Below are 16241 nucleotides of genomic sequence, written 5' to 3'. Positions count from 1 at the left end.
GGCGCTCACGAGACGAGGGCGTCCAGGGAGATCAGCACGTCCCCCCGGAAGCAGAGCCGGTACGCGTCCCCGGAGCGGTCGTTGTTGAACGGCTCGGCCGTGATCGCGTAGTACTCGCACGTCACTCCTTCTCCCCGGGGCGGAGGATCGCCCACGGACGGATGGTACGGAACCTGACGGTCCGGCAGAAACCGCTGCACGGTCGCGCGGTCCTGGCCGACCCGGAGCGACGCGTAGTCCGCCGGGTCCAGCACGGCGCGGCCGGTGGAGTAGATCGTCCACGCGCGCAGGCCCGCGGTCAGCACCAGCGCGGTCACCAGCGGCGCCAGGACGACCGCCGCCATCATCCGGCCCACCCGCCGGCGGGCGTGCCGCAGTTCGCGGGCCGGCGACACGACGACCGGCGCGGGTGGCGGAGCGGCCGGGGCACCGGACCGCGGCAGGGAGGCGGACACCTCGAAGCCCCCGCCCCCGCCCCCGCCCGCGGCGCACGGCCCGTGGTCGAAGGTGCCGCCCGCCAGCCGGACCCGCTCGGCCAGGCCGATCAGACCCCGGCCACCGCTCCCGGACACGGCCCCCGGTGCCGACGACGGACGTGTTGACGGCGGCAGGGTCGAGGACCGGAGGGGCGACGGCGCGAGGGCCGACGGTGACGGGCCGTTGGCCACCAGGACGCGGGCGCCGTCCGCCGAGTACGCGACCCGCACCTCCACCGGCGCCCCCGGCGCGTGCTTGGCAGCGTTGGTCAGCGCCTCCTGGACCACCCGGTACGCGGCGTGCTCGGCCGCCCGCGACAGGCCGTCCGGCTCGCCGGTCACGGTCAGCCGGACCTCCAGACCGGCCGCCGCCGCCTCGGCCACCAGCTGCGGGACACCCGCGTCGGCGGGACCTCGGGCGTCGTGCTCGTCGGCCTCGTCCCGCAGGATCCCGATCACCTCGCCGAGGCGCTCGACCGCTGCCGCCGCACCCGCCCTGATCTCCTGGGCCGTCTCGCGGTGCGGCCCGGCCAGGTCCGGCGCCAGCTTCAGGGCGCCGGCCCGCAGGGCGATCAGGCTCAGGTCGTGACCGAGGGCGTCGTGCATGTCCTGGGCGATCCGGGCCCGTTCGCGCATCCGGGCCTGCTCGGCCACCAGCCGCTGCTCACGTTCCAGGCGCTCCGCCCGCTCCCAGCCGGCCCGCACCAGCTCCTGCGACTGCCGCCAGAACCGGCCCACCATCCAGGGCGCCATCCCGGCGCAGACCAGCAGCGACACGAACGACGTCCCCGCCACCATCCACGCCGGTACCGCCACCGCGGCCAGCACCCCGGCGGCGACCAGGACGGCCAGCACCACCACCGCCGGGCGCGCCCGGTCCATCCGCCGGCCGGCCAGGAAGGCCGCCCCGATCGCCGGCACCAGCCACCAGAGGGCCACCGGGCTCAGCCCGATCCCGGCCGCCGCCACCGCCAGCAACCCCCGGTCCGCCCATCGCGCGCTCGTCCACATCCGCACGACCCTACGGAACACGCGGGGGGCTGCGGATCTGTCGAAAGTCATGCCCGCACGCAGGAAGTCGGACCGGCGGACGCCCCGGAGGCGATCAGGGACGGTGCGACGGAGGCCAGGGCGTGGCGCGGGGATCGGCGGTGGTGACGTGGTGGGGCTGCAGCGAGTCGAGGGTCCGGCGGAGCCGGCGCACGGCCGGGTGGTGCGGGCCTTCGCGGCGCTCACGGTCGAAGAGCAGCTGGAGCAGCCACGACCAGGCCGCCTCGGCCTCACCGAGCGCCGCGAGCAGTCCGCCGATCCGCTCGCGCAGGTCCAGCACCCGCTCCTGGTCGGTGTCCGGCCAGTCGGCGAGCAGCGCCCGGTACTCGGCGAGTGCCTCGGCCCCCCGGCCGAGCTGTTCGAGGCACTCGGCGGCCCGGTACCGGTACTCCACGGCCGCCCGACCGTGCGGACCGCCCTCGGCGGTGGCGGCGAGCTGCCGGTACTCCGGGAGCGCCTCGCGGTGGCGCCGCTCCTGCAGGAGGGTGCGGGCGTAGATGGCCCGGACGGTGCCGGCCAGCCCGGAGCCGTCGCCGAGCTCGGCCCGGACCCGGGGCAGCAGCCGGGCGGCGAGGTCGATCACCTCGGCACGCCGTCCGGCGTCGACCAGGTCCGAGAGCCGGGCGCAGGCTGCCGCGAGGTCGCCCTCCACCGGGGAGACCGGACCGGGCGGGGCGAACGGACCGGGCGGGGCGAACGGGCCGGCCGGCGGCGGGCCCTGCGAGGTGGGCGGCATCGGCACGGCGGCCATCAGGAACGGCGGCGGCTCGGCACGCGGCGGAGCGGGTTCCACCGCCCGGGGCTGCGGCTGGAGCGGGTGCCGGTAGGGCCGGGACGGGTCGGGCAGCGGTCCGTACCGGGGCTGCGGCACCGGTACGGCGGCGGGAAGCAGCGGGAGCAGCCGCCCGTAGACCTCCTGCGCGTCGGCCGGACGCTCCTCGGGCCGCTTGGCGAGCAGGTCGAGGACCAGCCGCTCCAACGGCGCCGGCACCTCGGGGCGCAGCTCACGCAACGGCACCGGCGGGTCGTCGACGTGACGGCGCAGCAGGCCCAGCGCGGTGGGTGCGCGGAACGGCCCCTCGCCGGCGAGCATCTCGTGCAGCAGGCAGCCGAGCGCGTACAGGTCGCTGCGCGGGTCGACGGTCGCGGCCAGGGCCTGCTCGGGGGCCATGTACGACGGGCTGCCGATCGGGACGCCGGTGAGGGTGAGGCGGGTGGCCTCGGGGTCGAGTGCGGTGGCGATGCCGAGGTCGAGCAGGACGGTCCGGCCGTCCTCACGGACCATCACGTTGCTGGGTTTCAGGTCACGGTGGACGACCGGCACCGCGTGGACGGCGGCCAGTGCGGTGCAGAGCTGCGCGGCCACGGCGACCGCACGCTCGACCGGGAACGGCGCGTCCTCGGCGATCAGGTCGGCCAGGCTGACGCCGGTGACCCGCTGCATGACGAGGTACAGCTCGCCGCCGTCCTCGCCGGCGTCGAAGACGGTGACGAGGCCCGGGTGGTCGAGGGCCGCGGTGGTGCGGCACTCGCGGAGGAAGCGGCGGCGGAGGTCGTCGCCGGGCGCGCGGTGGTCCCCGCCGCGCCCGGCGTCGGCCCCCGTGGCGGCGAGGAGCCGGTCGGGGCGGAGCAGTTTGACGGCGACCGGGCGGAAGAGCCGTTCGTCGTGGCCCGCCCAGACCTGGCCCATGCCGCCGTGGCCGATCTTCTCGGTGAGGCGGTAGCGGCCCCCGATCACCCGGGCCACCGTCACGGCCGGCCCTCGCGGGCCTGGCGGCGCAGCAGTTCGCCCAGCTCGCGCAGTTCGTCGGAGGTCGCGGGGCCGGCGTCCGGGGCCGGCACGGGCGGGTACGGCGCGGCGGCGGCGAACGGCTGGGCGGGGGTGCCGAACGGCTGGGCCGGAGTCCCGAACGGCGCCGGAGTGCCGAAGGACTGGGCGCCGAAGGACTGGGCGGGGGCGGTGAAGGGCTGGGCGGCCGTGGGCGCGGCGGGGGCCGGGTAGCCGTACGCCGGCTGGGCCGGGTAGGGGGCGGTGACGGCCTGCGGGGCGTAGTGACCGCCCGGCGCCGCCGGGCGCGGGCGGCCCGCCTCCCAGACCGCGCGCCGGTCCATCACCAGGAAGTGCGCCGGCGGGACGAACCACATCAGCACCATCATCACCATGCCGACCGTGTCGGCGGTGGGGGCGCTGCCCTTGGGGCCGTTGCCGGCGACCCCGATCGCGACGATGTAGGCGAGGAAGAGCCCGGCGAAGGCGACCGCACCGACGATGTCGTACGCCCGGCGCCGGCGGACCGCCAGCAGCAGGGACGGCACCATGCCGAGCAGGCCGATCGAGAGCAGCGGGGCGAGCACCACAAGCACCCGGCCGAGCACCCCGTACGGGCCGGCGGGCCGCGGCCCGGACGGCACCGGGCCCATGACGGTCGGCGGCCCGGGGTAGGGCACCGCGCCCGGTATGCCCCCGGCGGGCCCACCGCCCGGGAAGGCGCCGCCGGGCGGTGGGCCGAACTGCCCGGGGTACTGCCCTGACATGCGCGCTCCTGAGCGGGTGAGTACGGCGGCCGTCCGGGTCACGGAGCGACCCCGCACACCGTACCGCCCCCACCCGACGGGCCGGGATCCCTCGGACCGCCTCCGCAGCCCGGGCAGTGGACCTCCCACCCGCCCCGGTCTGCCGCGGCCGGTCCGCCGGACGGCCCGTCAGGGGGTCTGCGGCGGCGCGGCCGTCCCGGTGGCGAGGGCGTCGGTGAGGGCCTGGGTGAGGACGCGGCCGAGCGCGGCGGCCTGCTGCAGGGTGGTGTCGAACGCGGCGAGGCGGGCGAACGCCTCGCCGAGGCGCCGCTGTTCGGCGATCGGGAGGCGGGGCAGCTCGACGCGCCGGATGTCGAGGCGGGTCGTGGTGGAGGCGTGGCTGGCGGCCCGCCGGGTGGCCGCGGTGGAGCGGAGGTGGCCGGCCAGGAAGTGCGGGTCGAGGGCGTCCGGGTCGGGCCGGAGCAGGTGGAGCTGGCGACCCAGGGCCGCGCCGGCCGGCGGTCCCGCGGGGCCGACGACCCGGGCGACGGCCCCGCCGAGGGCCGGCACGACGACGTCGCCGGGCCTGGTCAGCGGGGGGCCGTCGGCGGTCGCGGCCGACCGGTCGAGAACGGCACCGGGCGGGGTACCGGCGGCGAGGTCCTGGTCGGTGAGCACCGGCGTGCCGGTCGGGTCGGCGTCGACCGGCCGGCCGGGTGCGCCGCTGCCGGAGGAGTACACCTCCAGGACGCCGGCCCGGACCAGCTCCCCCAGCGTGACGACCGCGCCGGTGCCCACGCCTGCGCCCGCCCCGGAACCGGCCCCGAAGCCCGAGCCGGTCGGCTCCGGGAGCAGCGCGCCGGGGTCGCCCAGGGCGTCGAGCATCTCGGTCAGCCGGCCGCTGAGGTGGGACAGTTCGGCCGCGCCGCCGAGCGGGGCGGCGGGCGGGACGTGGCGGGTGGGCGAGAGGTCGGTCTCGTCGTCGAGCAGGTCGATCGCCGCCATGGTCCGGTACTCGCCGGGGCGGTCCGGGGGGAGCGGCAGGCCCTCACGGGCGGCGAGGTCGAAGGCGCGCCAGGCGTCCAGGACGGTCCGGTGCAGGTCGGGCCAGCGGACCTTGTCCCGGCCGCCCTCCGCGGTGTCGGCCGGGGAGGCCGGGGAGGCCGGGGCGGAGGTCGCGTCCAGCAGCAGCACCTGCCGGAAGTCGTCCCCCGGGCGGGGAGCGCGCAGCACCCAGAGGTGCAGCGGCACGCCGTACGGGGGTGCGGCGCCGGCGGGGAGCGCGACGACGGCGCGCAGGGCCCCGCTGCGCAACAGTTCGGCCCGGACCCGGCGGCCTGCCCGGCGGGTCGCGACGGTCGGGGGGAGGAGGAGGGCCGCGAGGCCGCCCGGGCGGGTGTGGGCGAGGCAGTGCAGCACCCAGGCGAGTTCGGACTCGCCGCGCGGCGGCACGAGACCGCCGGGCCACCGGTGGTCGAACTGCAGCTCGTCGTGGCCCCAGTCCCGCTCGTTGTACGGGGGCTGGCAGAGCACCGCGTCGAAGGTGCGGCCGGGGTGGGCGTCGGCGCGCAGGGCGTCGCCGGCGCGCAGGTCGAGCGGGAGCGGCCCGGGGTCGGCGGCGGGCGTGTGCAGGGCGAGCCGGAGCCGGGCGAGCGCGGCGGTGACCGGGTCGGCGTCCTGGCCGTACCGTCCGGTGGTCGGGGGCAGGGCGAGCAGCAGCGCGCCGAGGCCGGTGGCCGGGTCGAGCACGGTGGCGGGCACACCGGCGACGGCGGCGAGCAGGCCGGCGGCCTCCGGCGGGGTCGGGCTGAGCTGCCGGGTGTTGGCCTCGGCGTAGCGGGTGAGCAGTTGCTCGAAGGCGGCGGGCGGTCCGGCCGCGGCGGAGAGTTCGGCGAGCAGGCGGGCGAGGTCCAGCTGGGTGGAGCCGAGCAGCCCGGGCAGGTGGAGGTCTGCGGCGCCGTGGGGGCCGAGGGCGGTGTCGGCCGTGTCGGCCAGCGCGCGGGGCAGGCCGGTGGCGAGCCGGGCCTCGGGCTGGGCGGCGAGTGCGGTCCAGCGACCCGGTTCGCGGTGGTGCAGCAGGAGGACGGCGCCGGCCTGGACCAGCGGGGCGGCGGGGTGGCCGGCGGGGTCGCGGAGGGTCTCGACCAGCCGCCAGACGCGTTCGAGCAGGGGCAGTTCGGCGATCTTGCCCTGGGCGCGGAGCCAGGTCTCGACCTCGGCGAGGGCGAAGGCCGGGCTGCTGTCGGTGCCGCCGACCGGTCGCGGGAAGTCGGGGTGCCGGCGGCGCCAGTTGCTGACGGCGGCCCGGCCCACCCCGGCCAGCCGGGCGATCTCGACGGCGGTCACCTCGGGACGGTCCGGCATGGGGGCTCCTTCGGCGACGGCTACGGCTACGGCTACGGCTACGGCTACGGCTACGACGACCACGGCGGCGCCGGGGCTGCGACGCCGCGGGGGCGGGCTGGGCGGGGGCGGGCTGGGCGGGGCACCGGGCCGGCCGGTGTGATCACACAGCATAGCCAGCACCGACCTCCGGGCCGTTCACACGTGAACAGAGAGGTTTCACGAATCGTCGTTGACATCGTTCACAGCCCATGGTGTGATTTCTCCTGTCACCGCCGCACCGGGCGGCACACCGGAAGACCAGGAGAGCCTCATGTCCACCACCCGTCGCACCGCCGCCCTGCTGCTCGGCGCCGCGCTCGTCACCCTCACCGCGACCGCCTGCGACGCCGGCGGCGGCGCCTCCGTCTCCACCGAGGCCAAGCAGACCGCCGCCGCGACGCCGGCCGCCGAGGGCGGCTCCGCCCCGGCCAAGCCGGCCGACGGTCAGCCCGCCGCCGAGAGCAAGCCGGCAGAGGCCGCCAAGGCGCCCGACGCGGCCAAGGCCCCCGCCAAGATCGGCGACACGATCGGGCTCAAGGGCAGCCTCGACAAGGGCAACACCGCCGACGTCACCGCGGTGAAGGTGGTCGACCCTGCCGAGAGCGCCAACGCGTACCTCAAGGCCGAGGACGGCAAGCACTACGTGGCCGTGCAGTTCCAGATCAAGCCGACCGGCTCGAAGGCCTACAGCGAGGCGCCGTGGAGCAGCGCCAAGGTGGTCGACGCCCAGGGCCAGTCCTACGGCCCGACGCTCGCCGAGACCAAGGCCGGCCAGTCCTTCCAGACCCCGACCAACATCGCCGGCGGCGAGACGGGCAAGGGCTTCGTCGTCTTCGAGGTCCCGAACGGCACCAAGCTGGACAAGGTCCAGTTCTCCCTCGACAACGGCTTCGCCCAGCAGGTCGGCCAGTGGAAGATCGGCTGACGGTCCTGTGCACAGCCCCGCGGCGGCATCGGTCCGGGCCCGGCGGGAACGGCGCGAACGCGAACGGCGCGAACGGCGGGCACGGCGCGAACGCGAACGCGAACGGCGGCCCCGGGCGTCACCGCCCGAGACCGCCGCCCACCGGGGATCCCCGGCCCCGGCTACTGCTTCTTCGCCCCCGCCAGGTCGTCGAACATCGCCGACAGGAACTCCCGGCACCACGCCAGCAGCTCCCGCCCGACCAGCGGCTTGCCGCCGATCCGGCCCGTGGCCGGCCGCGGCACCAGCAGCAGCCGGGTGGACGCCTTCACCTGGCTCCGCGGGTAGAGCCGGTTCAGCCGCAGCTGCTGCGACTCCCTCAGCTCCACCGGACCGAACCGCACGTTGGAGCCCTGCAACGTGATGTCCGAGATCCCGCAACGCCGGGCGTACAGCCGCAGCGCCGCCACCATCAGCAGGTTCTCCACCGCGTCGGGCAGCTTGCCGTACCGGTCGACCAGCTCGTCCCGGACCTGCGTGATGTCCTCCTCCGAGTTGACCGCCGCGATCGAGCGGTACGCCTGGAGCCGCAGGCGCTCGCCGGGCGCGTAGTCGTGCGGCACGTGGGCGTCGACCGGAAGCTCGATCTTCACCTCCAGCGGCTCCTCCTCCGGCTCGCCGCCGTTGGTCAGCGACTCCCGGAACTCGGCCACCGCCTCGCCGACCATCCGCATGTAGAGGTCGAAGCCGACACCCGCGATGTGCCCGGACTGCTCACCGCCGAGCAGGTTGCCCGCCCCGCGGATCTCCAGGTCCTTCATCGCGACGTACATGCCCGCACCCATCTCGGTGTGCTGGGCGATGGTCGCCAACCGCTCGTGGGCGGTCTCGGTCAGCGGCTTCTCCGGCGGGTACAGCATGTACGCGTACCCGCGCTCCCGCCCACGGCCCACCCGGCCGCGCAGCTGGTGCAGCTGGGAGAGGCCGAAGGTGTCGCCGCGCTCGACGATCAGGGTGTTGGCGTTGGAGATGTCGATGCCCGACTCCACGATCGTGGTCGACACCAGGACGTCGAACTCCTTCTCCCAGAAGTCGACGACCACCTTCTCCAGCTGGGTCTCCCCCATCTGCCCGTGCGCGGTGGCGACCCGCGCCTCGGGCACGAGGTCCTTCAGCCGGGCCGCCGCCTTGTCGATCGACTCCACCCGGTTGTGGATGTAGAACACCTGGCCCTCGCGCAGGAGTTCACGCCGGATGGCGGCCGAGATCTGCTTCTCGTCGTACGGGCCGACGAACGTCAGCACCGGGTGCCGTTCCTCCGGCGGGGTGGTGATGGTGGACATCTCGCGGATCCCGGTGACGGCCATCTCCAGGGTTCGCGGGATCGGGGTGGCGGACATCGTCAGCACGTCCACGTTGGCCCGCAGCTTCTTCAGCTGCTCCTTGTGCTCGACGCCGAACCGCTGCTCCTCGTCGACGATGACCAGTCCGAGGTCCTTGAAGCGGGTCTCCGAGGAGAACAGCCGGTGGGTCCCGATGACCACGTCCACCGACCCCTCGAACAGGCCCTCCAGCACGGCCTTCGCCTCGGAGTCGCTCTGGAAGCGGGACAGCGCCTTCACCGTGACCGGGAAGTTGGCGTACCGCTCCGCGAAGGTCGAGAAGTGCTGCTGCACCAGCAGCGTGGTCGGCACCAGCACCGCCACCTGCTTGCCGTCCTGCACCGCCTTGAAGGCGGCCCGCACCGCGATCTCCGTCTTGCCGTAGCCGACGTCCCCGCAGATCAGCCGGTCCATCGGGACGGACTTCTCCATGTCCGCCTTGACCTCGGCGATGGTGGTCAGCTGGTCGGGCGTCTCCGCGTACGGGAAGGCGTCCTCCAGCTCGCGCTGCCAGGGGGTGTCCGGCCCGAAGGTGTGGCCGGGCGCGGCCATCCGGGCCGAGTACAGCTTGATCAGGTCCGCGGCGATCTCCTTGACCGCCTTCTTGGCGCGCTGCTTGGTCTTCGCCCAGTCCGCGCCGCCGAGCCGGTGCAGCGTCGGGGCCTCGCCGCCGACGTACTTGGTGACCTGGTCCAGCTGGTCGGTGGGCACGAAGAGCCGGTCGCCGGGGTGGCCCCGCTTGGCCGGCGCGTACTCCAGCACCAGGTACTCGCGGGTCGCGCCCTGCACGGTGCGCTGCACCATCTCGACGTACCGGCCGACGCCGTGCGCCTCGTGGACGACGTAGTCGCCGGCGGCCAGCGCCAGCGGGTCGATCGCGTTCCGGCGCCGGGACGGCATCCGCCGCATGTCCTTGGTCGAGGACTTCTGGCCGGACAGGTCGGTCTCGGTGATCACGGTCAGCTTGAGCGTCTCGTCGACGAAACCGTGCTCGATCGAGCCGCAGGCGACGTAGACCACGTCCCGGGTCGGCGCCTCCGCGAGGTCGGCGACCAGCCGGGCCGGGATGCCCTCGTTGCCGAGCACCTCGGCGAGGCGGCTCGCCGGTCCGTGCCCCTCCGTCACCATGACGACCCGCCAGTCGGCGGCCAGCCGCTCCTTGGCGTCGGCGATCGCCCGGGCGGTGTCGCCCCGGTACGCCTCGACCGCGTGCATGCCCAGCGTCAGGGTGTTGGCGTCGAACTCCAGCACCTCGTGCACCGAGGACTCGCTGGTGGCGAACGGGCTGACCGACCACCAGGGCAGCCCGATCTCGGCGGCGTGCTCGCGCACCTCGGCGAGTGAGCGCAGCGAGGCGGCCGAGACGTCGATCGCCTCCAGGTCGATCGGCCGGTCCCCGCCGGCCGCGGCCGCCACCCAGGAGGCGTGCAGGAACTCCTGGCTGGTCGCCACCAGGTCGGCGGCCCGGGTGCGGACCCGCTCCGGGTCGCAGACCACCGCGACCGAGCCGAGCGGCAGCACGTCCAGCAGCAGCTCCATGTCGTCCACCAGGACGGGCGCCAGCGACTCCATGCCCTCGACCGCGATGCCCTCGGCGATCTTGTCCAGGATCTCGGCCAGCCCGGGGTGGTCGGCCGCCAGCGCGGCGGCCCGGGCCCGGACCTCGTCGGTCAGCAGCAGCTCGCGGCAGGGCGGCGCCCAGAGGCCGTGCTCGGCGATCTCCAGCGACCGCTGGTCGGCCACCTTGAAGTAGCGGACCTCCTCGACGTCATCGCCCCAGAACTCCACCCGCAGCGGGTGCTCCTCGGTCGGCGGGAAGACGTCCAGGATGCCGCCGCGCACCGCGAACTCGCCGCGCTTCTCGACCAGTTCGACCCGGGAGTAGGCGGCGCCGGCGAGCTTGCGGGCCACCTCCTCCAGGTCGTGCGACTCGCCCCGCAGGACGGCCACCGGCTCCAGTTCGGCCAGCCCCTTCACCTGGGGCTGGAGCACCGAACGGACCGGCGCCACGATCACCTGCACCGGACCGGCCGCCGGGTCGTCCGCGCGGGGGTGCACGATCCGGCGGAGCACCGCCAGCCGGCGGCCCACGGTGTCCGAACGGGGCGAGAGCCGCTCGTGCGGCAGCGTCTCCCAGGCGGGGTACTCGGCGACCGCGTCCGGCGGCAGCAGCGAACGCAGCGAGGCGGCGAGGTCCTCGGCCTCCCGGCCGGTGGCGGTGACGGCCAGCACCGGGCGGCCCCGCTCCCCCGCGGCCTGCCCGGCGAGCGCGCGGGCCAGCGCGGCGATCGCGAACGGCCGGGCGGCGGGCGGCCCGACCAGGTCGAGGTGGCGGCGGCCTCCGGCCGCGGTGCCGGTGGCGGTCGCGGCCTCGATCGCCTCGGCGAGCGCCGCGTCCCGCGCGACGACATCGAGCAGTCCGGTCAGGCTCATCTGGAGTCTCTTCTTCGTCCCGTGGCTGGTGCTGCCCCGGGGCCTCGAAGGCCCGCCCGGGCAACGCGAACGGCCCGGCGCGCCGAGCGGCCGGGGGTCTCCAGACTACGCCGCGAGGCAGACGCGCACGCGGCGCACGGCCGGGGGTCGCGACCGGCCCTCACCGAACGCCGTCCCGACGCCGTCCCGACGGCGTCCGGACGGAGCCGGGGGCGCCGACGGGGGCGTCCACGGTCCGGATCCGGAACGGGGCCCGCCCGGCGGCCGGGCGCGGACGAACCACCGGCCGCACGCTGCCGCTCCGGCTGTTTCGCCGCATTGTTCCCTCGCCGTCGCGATCTGCCACGAACTGGACATACTCCTGTCACTGCCCGTCCATGGAGATCGCGCACCATGGTGAATGTGCCCGCCGCACCCAACCGTGGGGGATGGCTGCGGAAGGCACGGTCGCACACCCGATGGGGGTCGGGAGTGCGAGGCCGGGCGACCCTGGGTGGGGGCGCCCGCCCAAGCGCCGGGAACCGTGGCGCCCTTTCCTGGAGGGCGCCACGGGTCTCGGCCTCCAGTGTTTCGGGGGTTCGCGGGCCGCGACCGTCTGCGAGTCCGCTCCCCGGCTCCGTTCCCCGTGGCCGCTCCCCGCGTCCTCTCCCCGGAACCGTTCACCAGCCGTTTCCTGGCCGTTGCGAGCGACGTGCGGCGCCTCCTCCCGGCGGGACCGCTCCGCGATCCGCCCCGGAGGGCCACCTTCCGCCCCTCCCGGCGCGATGCCGGGAAAACCCACGCGGTCCGGCGCCGCTCCCTACCCTGTGGTGAAGACCGTGTGGGGACGCCCGGAGGGGCCCAGGGGCGTCGCGATGGAGGGGGTTCTTCGTCATGCGCGTTGTCATCGCAGGCCAGGGCTACGTGGGACTGCCACTGGCGGTCCGCGCCGCCGAGGTCGGGCACCGGGTGGTCGGCTACGACGTGGACGAGCGCCGGATCAAGCGGCTGGCCGTCGGCGAGTCGTACGTCGAGGACATCCCCGCCGAGCGGCTGCGGCCGCTGCTGGAGAACGGAAGCTACCTGCCCTCCGCCGATCCGTCCGACGTGGCGGGCTTCGACATCGCGGTGATCACCGTGCCGACACCGCTGCGCGACGGCGCGCCCGACCTCTCCTACATCGAGGCCTCGGCCGCCCTGCTCGCCCAGCACCTGAGGCCGGGGGCGACCGTCGTCCTGGAGTCGACCACCTACCCGGGCACCACCGAGGAACTGCTCGCGCCGCTGCTGGAGGAGGGCTCCGGGCTGACCGCGGGCCGGGACTTCCACCTCGGCTACAGCCCCGAGCGGATCGACCCGGGCAACCCGACCTGGCGGCTGGAGAACACCCCGAAGGTGGTCTCCGGGATCGACCCGGCGGCGCTGGCCGCGGTCGAGGGCTTCTACGGCGAGCTGGTCGACCGGACGGTGCCGGTCTCCTCGTGCAAGGAGGCCGAACTGACCAAGCTGCTGGAGAACACCTTCCGGCACGTGAACATCGCGCTCGTCAACGAGCTGGCGATGTTCGCGCACGACCTCGGGATCGACGTCTGGGAGGCCATCGACGCGGCCTCCACCAAGCCGTTCGGCTACCTGCGCTTCACTCCCGGGCCCGGCGTGGGCGGACACTGCCTGCCGATCGACCCGTCCTACCTGTCCTGGCGGGTGGAACGGGCGCTCGGCCAGTCGTTCCGGTTCGTCGAGCTGGCCAACGACGTCAACAGCCACATGCCCGACTACGTGGTCCGGCGGCTCGCCGAGGCGCTCAACGAGCGGCAGCGTTCCGTCAAGGGCTCGCGGGTGCTGTTGCTCGGGCTCGCCTACAAGAAGAACACCGGCGACGCCCGGGAGACCCCGGCCGCCAGGGTCGCCGAGCTGCTGGTCCGGATGGGCGCCGAGGTCCGCGCCGCCGACCCTCACGTGGTGGTCGGGGTGCACGTGCCCGAGCCGGTGATCCCCGGCCAGCGCGCGGCCGAGCACGACCGGCACGGCGACCCGTTCGCCGCCGTCCACCGGGTGGAGGCGAGCCCGGAGGAGCTGGCGGCGGCGGACGCGGTGGTCCTGCTCGCCGACCACGACGAGTTCGACTACGAGGCGGTCGCCACGCACGCCCGGTACGTCCTGGACTGCCGGCGCCGGCTGACCGGCGCCACGGTCGAGGTGCTCTGACTCCGACCCGTCGCGGCGGGCACCGCCCTGCGCACGGTCGTCCGCGGCTCGGCGGGGAGCCCCGATCGCGTACGGGCCGACGGACCGCAGGCCCCGGTGCCCGGTGGGGCGCTCGGGGCCTGCGGTCCGTCGGGGCCGGGGCCGAAGCCGGGGCCGGGGCCGGGGCGGGGCCGGGGCCCCGGGGAAGCCTCCCCCGACCGGTGTCGCACCAGAGTCAGCGGCGACGGTAGGAGACGGTGTTGGGCGTGGCGTAGCCGCTGCCGTCGTCGACGATCACGATCTTGGGGATGATCCGGGTCTCGTCCTCGACCGGCTGCCCGGCGCCCGCCACCGCGTCCTCGACCGCCGACGCCTCCGGGGGCGAGGCCGGCCGGGGAGGCACCGGACCGGTGGCCACCGGCGCGTCCACCGGTCCCGGGGTGACCCGGAGCACCGCCGTCGCCTCACCGACGGCCGGCGCCGTGCCGGGGACGGGCGCGGGGACGGGCGCGGGGACGGGCTCGGTCGACGCCGCCGGGACCACCGGGGCGTCGTCCTTGCGCAGGTTGGCGACCGGCAGCGGGATCTCACCGGTGTCCGCGTCCGGGTCCACCACCGGGGCGTCCGCGGGGACGTCCGAGGGGGCGTCCGCCAGGACGACGGCCGCGCCGTCGGCCGGAGCGCCGAAGCGGCCGTCGTCGGCACCGCCGTCCGCCCGGACGCCCGCGGACAGGGCCGCACCCGCCAGGGCCCTGGCCCCGGGCTCGATCGCCCCGACCGCCGCGCCGGTGAGCGAGGCCAGGGTCCCCTTGATGTGGTCGAGGTGCTGCTGCACCGTCTCCAGCCTGGTCGCGAACTCGCGCTGCTCGCGCTCGCTCGCCGCGTTGATCCGCTCGGCCTCGCGCCGGGCCTGCTCGATCAGCTGGTCCGCCCGGGCCTGGGCCTCGGCGTCGGCCTGCTTGATCTGGCCGAGCACGGTCTCCCGGTGCTGCTCGGCCTCCTTGAGCCGCCGCTCGGCGGTGGCCGAGACGGCCGCGTCCTCGGTGTCGGCCTTGGCCTGGGCCTCGGCGAACGTCTCGTCGGCCTTGCGGCGCAGCTCGGCCAGCTTGGCCTCGGCCCGCTCGGAGGCCTCCGCCGCCGCGACCCGGACCTTGGCCGCATGGGCGGTGGCGGAGTCGCGGACGGACCGGACCTCGCGGTCGGTGTCGGCCCGGATCGCCTCGGCCTCGGCCCGGGTGCGCTCGTCGGTGCGCCGGGCGGCCCCGTCGGCGTCGGTCCGGGTGGTGGTGGCGTACTCCTTGGCGGCGCGGTCGAGCACCTGGCCGGCCTCGTAGACCTCGTCGCGGAGGTCCTCGGCGTGGCGCTCGGCCTTCTCGCGGACGGCCAGGGCCTCGTTCTCGGCGGTCCTGGCCAGACCGGCGGCCTGGTCGCTGAGCACCTGGTAGTCCGGCTCCGGGGCGTCGGCGGCGGCCTGCTGGATCTCGGCCAGGCGGCGTTCCATCTCCCGGATCCCGGCCCCGAGCACGCTCAGCCGTTCCCACGACTCGTCTCGCCGGGCGGTGAGTGCGGTCAGGGCGCGGTCGACCTGCTCGGGCGCGTAACCGCGCCGGGCAACGGTGAAGCCGTACTGGGGGACGGCGTCGCTCATGGGCTCTTCCCCTCGTGTCGCGGGCTGCGGAGCCCATGATCGGACGGATCGGCCTGTTCCGGAACCGGGTCGGGAGATCCGGTCAGGAATCAGGCATCGAACGGATCGAAACGTACCGAGGGTGGCCGGTTGCGACCATCCTCTTGACCTATTTTGCGCAGATCGTGGCGAAACCCCAACGAAGCAGAGCCGCACCAGCACGCCGAAGGGGTCGTTCCGAACACCGGAACGACCCCTCCATCTGCACGGATCCGCGACGGCCCGCTAGAGCAGGCCGTCCCAGAACTGCTCCAGCAGCACGGCCCACCAGGTGTCCGCGGACTGGAGCGCAGCCGGGTCGATCGCGGCGAGCTGAGCCTGGAAGTCGGTGGTCCAGCGACCGGCCTGATCCGGGGTCAGCCCGTACCGCAGCCGCCACATCCGGCCCAGCAGGGCCATCGAGCGGACGAACTCCGGTACACCCGTGTTGACGAATCGGGGCGGCTCCCCGGTTCCTTCGAGATCCACCGCGACCACGTGCGCTGTGCCGTATTGCACACAGAGCTGGCGGCCGTAGTCGTTGCCGAGCACCAGGTAGCCGCCGAAGTCGGGGCCGCCCGGCAGGCCGCGTTCGGCGGCCAGCTCGGAGAGCGTCGGGATCGGGCGGCCCTCCTGGGCCTGCGCCCAGAAGAACGGACCGAACTCTCGCGGCAGGCCCGCCCACATCAGGGTCTGCGCCACCGGCTCGGGGACGCCCTGGCGGGCCACCGCGCGCTGCTCGAAGTGGAACACGTTCGGACCGAAGGCCTGGCCGAGTTCCTGTCCGAGCTGCTGCGGCGGGAGCGGCGGCAGCACCGGGACGGTGCCCGGGGCGGGCAGCGGCACCCGGAACGGCCGGACCCGCTGCGGACCGGAGGCCAGCTGGTGCAGCTCGTCCAGGTGGTCCAGCAGCTGGGCCATCCCGGCCTGCCGGGAGTGGTGGTCACGGCCGTAGTCGGCGGTGTGGGTGAGCCGGACGTTCGGCCAGGAGGCCGCGATCATCCGGTTGCAGTACCCGCCGGGCAGGTCGCACGCCTCCAGCTCGGTGTAGAGCTCCAGCACCTGCTCCGGCGGCACGTTCAGCCGGCGGAGGTCCTGGAGGATCTTCCACTCGGGGTGCGGGGTGCCGGGCTCGCTGCGGTGCAGCAGCTTCTGCTCCGAGCCGTCCGGGCCCCGGTAGCTGAGCGCGGCGAAGTAGCCGGGGCCGACCGCCGGCACCCCGGGCGGCACCGGGGCCCCCGGCGGCGGTGCGGGCACCGCGGCGG

The 16241-nt window shown here is 75.4% G+C and carries 9 protein-coding genes; 2 read left to right on the top strand and 7 right to left on the bottom strand.

The genetic code is table 11. The features are described 5' to 3' along the window. Positions 1-5: 5 nt before the first annotated feature. From ABZY91_RS32315 to ABZY91_RS32300, 4 genes are all read right to left on the bottom strand, one after another. Entirely contained in the window at positions 6-1487 is a 1482-nt protein-coding gene (locus tag ABZY91_RS32315) for a histidine kinase (protein ID WP_355406560.1), read from the bottom strand. Positions 1488-1581: 94 nt separating this feature from the next. Continuing rightward, complete coding sequence (locus tag ABZY91_RS32310; RefSeq protein ID WP_355406558.1) at positions 1582-3279, bottom strand: protein kinase; 1698 nt, start codon at positions 3277-3279, stop codon at positions 1582-1584. Then, the gene (locus ABZY91_RS32305; RefSeq protein ID WP_355406556.1) at positions 3276-4061 is read right to left on the bottom strand and encodes a hypothetical protein; all 786 of its coding nucleotides are present in this window, start codon (positions 4059-4061) and stop codon (positions 3276-3278) included. The genes ABZY91_RS32310 and ABZY91_RS32305 overlap by 4 nt, the downstream gene beginning before the upstream one ends. A gap of 168 nt (positions 4062-4229) precedes the next feature. Further along, complete coding sequence (locus ABZY91_RS32300) at positions 4230-6404, bottom strand: N-6 DNA methylase (RefSeq protein ID WP_355406554.1); 2175 nt, start codon at positions 6402-6404, stop codon at positions 4230-4232. A gap of 292 nt (positions 6405-6696) precedes the next feature. Between ABZY91_RS32300 and ABZY91_RS32295 the strand changes: the two genes are divergently transcribed. Continuing rightward, positions 6697-7350, top strand: a complete 654-nt coding sequence (locus tag ABZY91_RS32295; RefSeq protein WP_355406552.1) for a DUF4352 domain-containing protein — start codon at positions 6697-6699, stop codon at positions 7348-7350. A gap of 161 nt (positions 7351-7511) precedes the next feature. On the opposite strand, the gene mfd is transcribed toward ABZY91_RS32295, so the two are convergent. Beyond that, on the bottom strand, positions 7512-11144 hold the full coding sequence (gene mfd, locus ABZY91_RS32290) for a transcription-repair coupling factor (RefSeq protein ID WP_329947926.1): 3633 nt from the start codon (positions 11142-11144) through the stop codon (positions 7512-7514). 873 nt (positions 11145-12017) lie between these two features. On the opposite strand from mfd, the gene ABZY91_RS32285 reads away from it, so the two are divergent. Beyond that, complete coding sequence (locus ABZY91_RS32285; protein ID WP_355406549.1) at positions 12018-13331, top strand: nucleotide sugar dehydrogenase; 1314 nt, start codon at positions 12018-12020, stop codon at positions 13329-13331. A gap of 214 nt (positions 13332-13545) precedes the next feature. Here the strand turns inward: ABZY91_RS32285 and ABZY91_RS32280 are convergent, their stop codons facing one another. Both ABZY91_RS32280 and ABZY91_RS32275 read right to left on the bottom strand, forming a co-directional pair. Next, positions 13546-14958, bottom strand: coding sequence for a hypothetical protein (locus ABZY91_RS32280; protein WP_355406547.1), 1413 nt, complete (start codon positions 14956-14958; stop codon positions 13546-13548). A gap of 264 nt (positions 14959-15222) precedes the next feature. Next, positions 15223-16241: SUKH-4 family immunity protein (locus ABZY91_RS32275; RefSeq protein WP_355406545.1), on the bottom strand; the 1019-nt coding region annotated here is incomplete at its 5' end.

This window comes from Kitasatospora sp. NPDC002965, from assembly GCF_040611255.1.
GTDB lineage: Bacteria > Actinomycetota > Actinomycetes > Streptomycetales > Streptomycetaceae > Kitasatospora.
This window is presented reverse-complemented; position numbering and strand designations above follow the sequence as displayed.